7 protein-coding genes are annotated in these 8,294 nt (G+C 58.3%); 3 read left to right on the top strand and 4 right to left on the bottom strand.

Annotated elements, in window-relative coordinates; genetic code table 11:
* The 3 genes from JZX89_RS06680 to JZX89_RS06670 all read left to right on the top strand — a co-directional run.
* A partial coding sequence (locus JZX89_RS06680) for a type I secretion system permease/ATPase (RefSeq protein ID WP_207133523.1) occupies positions 1-1,761 on the top strand: 1,761 nt, incomplete at its 5' end.
* An 8-nt stretch (positions 1,762-1,769) separates the two neighbouring features.
* Entirely contained in the window at positions 1,770-3,128 is a 1,359-nt protein-coding gene (locus JZX89_RS06675; RefSeq protein ID WP_207133522.1) for an HlyD family type I secretion periplasmic adaptor subunit, read from the top strand.
* Between the two features lie 85 nt (positions 3,129-3,213).
* The gene (locus JZX89_RS06670; RefSeq protein ID WP_153517120.1) at positions 3,214-3,708 is read left to right on the top strand and encodes a hypothetical protein; all 495 of its coding nucleotides are present in this window, start codon (positions 3,214-3,216) and stop codon (positions 3,706-3,708) included.
* On the opposite strand, the gene JZX89_RS06665 is transcribed toward JZX89_RS06670, so the two are convergent.
* The 4 genes from JZX89_RS06665 to JZX89_RS06650 form a co-directional block, all read right to left on the bottom strand.
* A complete protein-coding gene (locus JZX89_RS06665; protein ID WP_207133521.1) occupies positions 3,705-4,973 on the bottom strand; it encodes an O-antigen ligase family protein in 1,269 nt (422 codons plus the stop codon). The two genes, JZX89_RS06670 and JZX89_RS06665, sit on opposite strands and share 4 nt — an antisense overlap.
* 7 nt (positions 4,974-4,980) lie before the next feature.
* Positions 4,981-6,234 carry a polysaccharide biosynthesis/export family protein gene (locus JZX89_RS06660; protein WP_174375316.1) on the bottom strand — a complete coding sequence of 418 codons (1,254 nt, stop codon included), beginning with the start codon at positions 6,232-6,234 and terminating at the stop codon, positions 4,981-4,983.
* A 192-nt stretch (positions 6,235-6,426) separates the two neighbouring features.
* Positions 6,427-7,107, bottom strand: coding sequence for a sugar transferase (locus JZX89_RS06655; protein WP_149899187.1), 681 nt, complete (start codon positions 7,105-7,107; stop codon positions 6,427-6,429).
* 617 nt (positions 7,108-7,724) lie between these two features.
* Positions 7,725-8,273, bottom strand: a complete 549-nt coding sequence (locus JZX89_RS06650; RefSeq protein WP_207133518.1) for a cupin domain-containing protein — start codon at positions 8,271-8,273, stop codon at positions 7,725-7,727.
* Between the last annotated feature and the right edge of the window lie 21 nt (positions 8,274-8,294).

Raw genomic sequence — 8,294 nt, 5'->3', positions numbered from 1 at the left:
GGTGGTGGTGGCGGTGGCGGAGCCCACAGCGGCTTCCACAAACGCAGCGAGCCGATCAATTTCGCCGCCAGCCTTGCCAAGGGCATCGCCGCTGTTCGTCGCAACATGGTGGTGGTGATGCTGTTCACCATCGCCATCAATATCCTGCTGCTCGCCATTCCGCTTTATCTGTTCCAGATATCCGACCGGGTACTGACCAGCCGTTCGATGGATACGCTTGTCATGCTGACCGTCGCTGTTCTCGGCGCGGTTCTGTTGCAGGCCTTTCTGGACGCCATCCGCCGCTTCATCCTGATGCGCACCGCCGTCGAGCTTGAGGTGCAGCTTGGCGCACCGATCCTGTCCGCGGCCGCCCGCGCCGCGCTGCACGGCAGCGGCAAGGACTACCAGATCCTGCAGGACCTGCAGCAACTGCGTTCCTTCCTGACCTCCGGCACCCTGATTGCCTTCCTCGATGCGCCGCTGATGCCGCTCTTCATCGTGGTGGTTTATCTCGTGCATCCGCATCTCGGCATCATCATCATGGTCTGCTGTGCGGTGCTGTTCATTATCGCCTGGCTGAACCAGCGTTTCACTGCAAAGCAGTTTTCCGAAGCCTCCGGTTATCTGAGCCGCGCCAATTTCCACCTCGATTCCATGTCGCGCAATTCGCAGATCATCAATGCGCTGGCGATGATACCGGAAGCCGTGAAGATGTGGGGCCGTGAAACCGCCGGATCGTTGAAATCGCACGTGGCGGCGCAGGATCGCAACATCATGTTTTCAGGCGTTTCCAAGGCCGCACGCATGATCACGCAGATCGCCCTGCTGGGCTGGGGTGCGCATCTGTCACTCGCCGGCGAATTGACCGGCGGCATGGTCATCGCCGCCTCGATCATTTCGGGCCGCGCGCTCGCCCCCATTGAAGGCGCCATCGAAGGCTGGCACCAGTTCAACAAATCCGCCGCCTCCTATGGCCGCATCAAGCAGCTTCTCATCAGCTCACCGCTGAATTTCCCGCGCCTGCGCCTGCCCAATCCGGAGGGGCGTCTCGATGTGGAGCGCATTCTCTTCGTGCCGCCGCCGCAGAAGAAGGTGATTTTGAACGGCATTTCCTTTTCGCTGAAAAAGGGAGAATCGCTCGCCATCATCGGTAATTCCGGTTCCGGCAAAACGACGCTCGGCAAGATGCTGGTCGGCTCCATCCTGCCAACCTCAGGCAATGTCCGCCTCGATCTCATGGATCTGCGCAACTGGGACCAGCGGCAGTTCGGTGAAAGCATCGGTTATCTGCCACAGGACGTGCAGCTGTTCCCCGGCACGATCAAGGCCAATATCTGCCGCATGCGCGACGATGTCGACGACCGGCAGATTTACGAGGCGGCAGTGCTGGCCGATGTGCATGAGCTGATCGCCGGTTTCCCGCAGGGGTATGAGACCGTCGTCGCCGCCGATGGTGCACCGCTTTCCGGCGGCCAGAAACAGCGCATCGCGCTTGCCCGCGCCTTTTTCGGCGATCCCAAATTCGTGGTGCTGGACGAGCCTAACTCCAACCTCGACACGGCGGGCGAACAGGCTTTGGCCAAGGCGCTGCTGCACGCCAAGAAACAGGGCATCACCACCGTGACCATCACCCAGCGCCCCGCACTTTTGCAATGTGTCGACAAGATCATGGTCCTGAAGGACGGATCGCTCGCCATGTTCGGCGAAAGGATCGAGGTGCTGAAAGCGCTTTCCGGCAATGGCCGCCAGGCCAACCAGTCCCCGCAGATCGAGGGTTGAGGATCGTCATGTTCAAGAAGACAACCGCCATTGCCGAAATCAAACCCCAGGGCCAGATGGAATGGTACAGCGAAGTGCCGCGCTCCATCCGCCTGCACAGTTCCATCGGTCTTGCTGTGCTGCTCGCATCCTTCGGCGGCTTCGGATATTGGGCCGGGACAGCACCGCTCTCCTCCGCCATCATCGCCCAGGGCAGCTTCGTCGCCACCGGCAACAACAAGGTCGTCCAGCATCTGGAAGGCGGCATCATCAAGGAAATGATGGTCAGCGAAGGCGATACGGTCAAGGAAGGCGACGTCTTGTTGACACTCGACAGGACGACGGCGCTTGCCAATGAGCGTATGTTGCAGCTGCGGCGGCTTCGTCTGGAAACCATCGTGGTGCGCCTGCGTGCCGAGGCGCAGGGAGAGAAAAACTTCAAGGTGCCTGAAATCGTCATGAAGGAAGCCGGCGATCCGGACATCAACTCCATCATCCAGAGCCAGAACATCGTGTTCCACAGCAAGATCGTCAAGCTCGACGAGCAGTTGAACCTGATCGAGAAGAACATCCGCTCGCTGGAATTCCGCTATACCGGTTACGATGGGCAAAAGAAGTCCTTCGACCGGCAGCTGGCGCTTCTGACGCAGGAACGCGACTCCAAGGAAAAGCTCGCGAGAGACGGCGTCATTCGCAAGACCGACATGCTGGCGCTGGAACGCGCCATTGCCGACGCCATGGGCGATATCGCCCGCCTGACTGGCGAAATGAACCAGAGCGAGGCGGAAATCGCCAAGTTCAAGCAGGAAGCGGTCATTGCCGTCAATGCCAACAAACAGGCCGCACTCGATGCGCTGGAAACCGCTGATTCCGATCTCGACAGCGTGCGCGAACAGGTGCGTGGCGCCGCCGAAGTGCTGGAACGCACCATTATCCGCTCGCCGGTCAACGGCACGGTGGTGCGCGCCTATTACCATACCGCCGGCGGCGTCATCACCACCGGCAAGCCGATCATGGAAATTCTGCCCGCTCACGTTCCCCTCATCCTTGAAGCGCAGGTTCTCAGAACCTCCATCGACCAACTGCATGAGGGCCAGACCGCCGCGATCCGTCTGTCGGCGCTGAACCGCCGCACCACGCCGGTTTTGAACGGCAAGGTGTTTTACGTGTCAGCCGACAGTATCGAGGAAAATGCCGGTCCTCAGGTCAAGGACGTCTATATCATTCGCGTCCAGATTTCCGACGAGGAAATCTCCAAGGTCCATAACTTCCACCCCGTGCCCGGCATGCCGGCCGACGTTCTGATCCAGACCTCAGAGCGTACCTTCTTCGAATATCTGACCAAGCCGATCTCCGACAGCATGTCGCGTGCCTTCAAGGAAAGATGAAGAAATATCAGTAACCTATACTGTCTTTTCCGCAGCGGTCAGCATATAATATCCGAATATATTTCGCCGGGGCGGGAGAAGCAGCATGGCGGTGATGTCGGATGTATTGCTGCTGGTCGGCAGGCTAAATTACGTGTGGACCAACACCGAAAGCCTGATGATCTATCTGATCGTCCACCTCCTGAAAGTGGAGAAGGAAGCGGCTATCGTCGTGTTTCTGACGCTCAACACCACGCGGGCCCGCATGGACCTCATCGAACGTCTGGCGAAACTCCCCTCCACGCCAGCGCCGGACCGCAAGACCATTCTCTCCATCATGGCGCGGCTGAAGAAGGAAGCTCGGACACGCAACAAATACAATCACTGCATCTATTCCTTCGACGAAAAGGGCGAAATCGCCAGCACCCAGCTGATGCGACTGGTGGAGGACGACAGCAAGGTTCGCTACGGCAAGGTCGAACGCATGGACGAGAAGGAAATCGAGCATCTGGAGAAGTCGATTGCCGATATCGTCGATGTCAGCAAGGACATGTGGAAATTCATCCACGCCAGCCCGCATGTCTCGGCGGATTATCTCTAGGCTCTCGTCTGCAACCGCATACCCATCGCCGGGTGAGTTTCACCATTCTGCACTGCCTTCATTGGCAGGCACAGTTTGCCCGCAGCGAAATAAAGCAGGAACGAGCCGATCTGGTAGGGGAAGATGATATCGATCTCCACGAAGGAGCGCACCACGAACAGCGCGCAGATCGCAAACAGGATGACGCCCTGCGGATCGCTCTTGCGCATCAGCACCGAGCGCAGATGCCCGAGCAGCGTGCCGTAAAGCACCATGCCAAGCAGCACCATGCCCACGATGCCATTTTCCACCACCGTTTCGATATAGGTATTATGGAAGTGGAAGCCGGTGCGGCCGGTGATGAAGAAGTCGTTCCACAGGCGTTCGGCATCGGCAAAACCCGCGACCCAGAAGCCCTGATAGCCGACACCGAGGATCGGTGTCTGTTTTGCCGCCTCGATGCCCTGCTGCCAGAGATAGGTGCGGCCGGTGAGCGTCGAATCCTTGCCGAAAACACCCAGAATGGCATCGAGCAGGCCGAATTGCAGCGAAGCGACCACCAGCAATGCACCAAGGCCGCCGAGCGCGAAAAACGTCATCTTGCGGTTGGCGGGAGACAGCATGCCGATCGGGATGAAGCCGATGATGAGAGCGACCACCGCCGCTGTCGTAATCGTGGATGTGGCCGATTGCGACGCGACAAGGCTATAGGCCGATAAAAGCCCGGTAACGCCGGCGATTGGCAGCCAGATGCCTCTCTGTTTGAGGACCAGCACCGAGGCGACTGCGAAAATGACGCCAAGCGATGCGTAAAACCCGAGCTGGTTCTTCGACGAGAAAGCGCCAACGAAACTATAGGTGCCATCCAATGCATCGAAGAGATAAATGCCGAATAGCAGCGAATACAGCAAAACCACGGCGATACCGATCAGCGCGCCGCGAGTCAGCGTCCGGATCGAGATGACGCGCATGGCAATCAAGGCGCAGACGATATGCGTCATGTACTGGATGGAGGCGCGCATGGTCACTGACGCAGCCTCCGACCAGAAGCTTGACAGCACTGTCAGGATACCAAAGGCAAAGATCCACAGATAACGCGGATAATTGCCGAGCACCTGCCGGTAATTGACCACCACCAGCGGCAGCCACACGCCATAATAGGCCAGCACCGAGATTTGCCCGAAACGCGACGAATAGGCGAACACGAAGAATGACAGCGCAATCGCTGCCATTCCAAAGATTTCATTGCGTTCGGGATCGATCAGCGCCGATTTGGCAATCCGCATGCGAACCTCACTGCATCAGGATTTCGGATGAAACCTTGATGACGTCGCCGGGCTGAAGCAGGGTGTTTTCATCCACCTTCACTTCCTTCGGCTTGCCGTCTTCCTCACGCACCACGAGGTAGCTGATGGTCGCGGACTTCCCCGACGGATCGAAGCGGATCGCCTCGGCCGATTGCGCCAGCGCCTCCGACATCAATTCGCGGCTGGTGGTCAGCTGCAGATTGAGCTTGTCGAGTTCCGCTTCGGTGTCCTGCAATTCCTTGGATCGCTGCGCCACCCAGTCGTTGCGCAGGTTGATCTCGTCCTGGGTTGCCTTGTTGATGTCCTGCTTGGCGCGCAGCGACTGCGTGTCGATATCGAGCAGGGTGGATTCCACCTCCGCCGCCCGTTCTTCCGCCGAGATACGCCGTTGCGACAGTGCAAGCCCCTGCTCGTTCAGACGGTTGACGCGGTCGCGGTCCTCGTTGGCAAGCTGGAGCTGGCGGTTCTGTGTTTCCGATTTTTTATTCAGCGACTCGACTTCGCTCTGCAAAAGGGCATGCAGATCCGTCAGCGCCTTCAGTTGAAGCGTATAACGCTCGGTACGGGACTTCATCAGCGCGCTTTCGCTGGCCAGAAGCACATCGATCTCGCTGATCTTTTCCATTTCAGGCGTCTTGGCGATGGACGCGTCACCCTTCACCTCGGCAATCAGCCGCGCCTGGCGGGCGAGCAGCCTTGCCCGCTGGTTGTCATAGACGGCGGCGTCCCCGCGCGCATTGATGAAGTCGCGAGCAAAACGCTGCCCGGCATCGGAGCGACGCAGGCCGCCGGCTAGGCTGACGGCCTTCAGAACCGTGAGATTAGCCGCATAGGGATATTCGCCCGGCGTCTGCACGTCACCGCTCAGAAAGATCGGCCGGAACTGGGCAATTTCGACGGAAGCCGACGGCAGGTTGCGAAGCGCGAATTTGCTCTGAAGCTGCGCGCCAATCGCCTCCCCGACTTCCGAGGGTGTTTTTCCCGAAACCTCGAGCTGGCCGATGAAGGGCAAGGACAGCGCCCCGGATGGGCCAACGGAATAATCGCCGTTGATGACATCCCAGTTACGGATGCTGCCATCGGCGGGCTGCCATTCGGCGACGCGGATGCGCAGCTTGTCAGCGGTGCCGAGCGTGTATTGTCCACCCTCTGCCGCCATTGCGGAGAGCGGCGCGGCAAAGGCAACGGCAAGCACGAGGGTGGCAAGCGGACGGCGGGTGGTGGCAAAAAAGCCGTTCATCGGGAGACTCCCTGTTTGCTGATCGCCATGCAGGCGATCAGACGATAGAGCAACCGGACAGGGCCGGCTGCGCAGCGCCGCATGAGCGGCCGCTATTGTTAGCACCAATGACGCACCCGAAGACCGGACTTGGGATCCCGGTCAGGGTGCGTGTCGAAACGAAAATCGATAAAGCCGAACTCAATATTGATTTCAGTAGCTGCCGCGCGACAGGCACACGGCTGGAATGGTCTTGACGATGATGAAGACATCCTGCCGCATCGACCAGTTCTGAACGTATTGCGTGTCGAAAGCCACGCGGGTCTTGTAGGAGACGTCGTTACGGCCGCTGATCTGCCACAGGCCGGTCAGGCCAGGACGGGTGCTGAGATAATAAGCGGCATCGCTTTCATAATAGCTCAGTTCCTCGTCAACGACGGGGCGCGGGCCAACCACGCTCATTTCACCACGGATGATGTTGAGGAGCTGCGGCAGTTCATCGAGGCTAAGCTTGCGCAGCACGGCGCCGACGGCGGTAACGCGCGGATCGTTCTTAAGCTTGCGGGTCGCGCGCCATTCTTCGGCGGCTTCCGGATTGGCGGCAAGATATTGCCGCAACATCTCGTCGCCGTTCATCGCCATCGTCCTGAATTTCAGGCAATGGAAATAGCGGCCATTATGTCCGACACGCCGGTGACCGTAAAAGATCGGGCCGGGATCGGAAAATTTCACCAGAGCGGCGATCAACAGGAAAATCGGGCTGAAGATGAGCAGCGCAAGCACAGCCGATGCCATATCGAAGCTGCGTTTTGCGATGCCCCCGATAGGGAAGCTGACATCGAAATCTTCGGAACTGCTGAGTGTCTGTTCAGCCGATTGGGTCGCGGACTTCATAGAGTGAACTCCATTTATGTTTTGCGATTGGTCGGTGCCCGGAGGCGTGTCTTTCCGTCTAAAGGAGATAACAAGTCTGTGTTCGGAATTTGATGCTAATGGATTTTTTGTAAGGCACATTGCCCATGACCGTCTATGCGATTTCTTGCGGCAGCGGCCGATCAACCTCCGGGCAATATTATCCGCTGCATAAAAAAGCAACAAATGCGCCTATGGCCATGTGTCCAGAGCATGGGTGTCGCCGCTGCATGTATTGCGTTTTCGACCCCGGATAGTCTTTTCTTATATGTTTCTTATGACTTGATGAGATGAGACAGGAACACCAAGAAAAGCCATGCGTGTAACAGACTATTAAATTTTTTTGCGGCGCAGCAAGATTGCGGCAATGCATATAAAATTTGACATATTAGCCGGGATTTTTTTACCCGGCACTGTGGCTTTGCCAAGAAAAAGCGATGGAGAAGTTGCAAGAGCGGCGGAAAAGCGGCAAAATAGTGGCAGGAATTCGTATCAAAACCTCGTCATGCTGCAGAAAATCCTCTGCTCCCGCCCGTTTTTTTCCGCGCATGCTGGAACGGCCGCCCTTCTTGCCCCACCTGACGCAGAACCCGGTAGAATCAGAAGGTGGGCGGCGTGCAGGCGCTGATGACCTCGCACGGCACGGGTCCAACGCAACGGAAGCGATGTGGCCTGCGGCTTTCGAAATAATAGGCGTCCCCCGGCCCCAGCACCCGCCTCTCCTCATCAACCGTCACTTCCAGGCGCCCGGAAAGGATGATGCCCCCCTCCTCACCATCATGCACCAGCAGCACCTTGCCGGTATCGGCGCCCGGCTGGTAACATTCCTTCAGGATTTGCAGGCTGCGACCGAAGACATTGTCGCCCACCTGCCGAAACGAGATCGGCCCCTTGCCGATCTCGACCAACTCATCCGCCCGGTAAAAGGCTTTGCGGCTTGTCTGCGGCTCGAATGCGAAAAACTCGGCAAGGCCGATGGGTATGCCGTCGAGAATACGCTTCAACGCCCCCACGGACGGGTTGGAGGTGTTGCTTTCGATCAGCGAAATCGTCGAATTGGTCACACCGGCGCGTCTTGCCAGTTCCCGCTGGGAAATATTGTGGCGCAGCCGCAAATGCCGCAAACGCCCGCCTATATCCACCGACATGCTGGAGCCTCCGTTACCCTT

This window comes from Agrobacterium burrii (assembly GCF_017313405.1).
In the GTDB taxonomy this organism is placed as follows: Bacteria; Pseudomonadota; Alphaproteobacteria; order Rhizobiales; family Rhizobiaceae; genus Agrobacterium; species Agrobacterium burrii.
The sequence above is the reverse complement of the archived record's forward strand: the minus strand, read 5'-3'. Positions and strand labels throughout refer to the sequence as shown.